Here is an 855-nt window from a genome sequence, read left to right on the forward strand (position 1 = left end):
CGGCCCGATCGGCCCGATCGACCGGGGGGGGGGTGCTCGCGGGGGGGGGGGGGGCGCCCGCCGGGGCCGGGGGGCGCGGCGCGTGGTGTGGGTCGGCCGCGGCGCGGCGGGGTCGGTTGCTGGGCGCCGAGCCGTCCGCGGAGGGGCTGTTCGCCGTGGTCCCGCTGCGCTGGGCGGGGGCGGAGGCCGTTCGGGACCGGCCCCCGGGAGCGGGCAGCCGGCCGCGGGTGGTGCGCACCGAACGGGAGCGCTCACGCCGGGTGTTCGGATTCGAGGCCGTGCAGCGGATGCAGCAGGCCACCCTGCGGAACGCCGTGCACCGGCCCGCGGCGGACGCGATCGCCCCGGCGGTGGCCCGCCCGCCGGAGCGGGCCGGGGCCGGCGGGCGGTACCCGCTGCCCGCCGCGGCGTCGATGCCGGTGAGCGTGCGCGAGGCGCTGCGGGCCAGGCGCAGCAGCTTCGGCCGGTTCGTCGCGGGCCGGCCGCTGCGGGCGGCCGAGTTGGCGGGCGCCCTGGACGCGGCCGTGGCCGGCGCCGCACTCGACAGCGATGCGACGGCCGGCGGTGAGTCGTCGCCGGCCGCGTTCTACGTCTTCGCCACCCATGTGGAGGGGGTGCCGCCGGGCGCGTACGCGTACCACCCGGCCGCGCGGGAGCTGCAGTTGGTGAGGGCCGGGGCGCCGGGGGCGTTCCTGCAGCGGAACTACTTCCTGTCGAACTACAACGTGGAGCAGGCGGGTGCGGTGATCGTGCCGGCGGTGCGCACGGCGGCGGTGCTGGACGCGGGGGGTGACCCGGCGGACAGGGTGTGGTAGTCCCGGGTGGGGGCCACGCCGCGCGCCGAGTCAAACGCCC

General features: G+C 79.9%; 1 protein-coding gene. It reads left to right on the forward strand.

Annotation, left to right across the window (positions count from 1 at the left end; all coding sequences use genetic code 11):
* The first annotated feature begins 116 nt into the window (after positions 1-116).
* Positions 117-815 (forward strand): hypothetical protein, encoded by a 699-nt coding sequence (locus ACFV0G_RS37420; RefSeq protein WP_380557693.1) that lies wholly within the window; start codon positions 117-119, stop codon positions 813-815.
* Positions 816-855: the final 40 nt, after the last annotated feature.

This window comes from Kitasatospora sp. NPDC059571, assembly GCF_042735675.1.
GTDB lineage: Bacteria > Actinomycetota > Actinomycetes > Streptomycetales > Streptomycetaceae > Kitasatospora.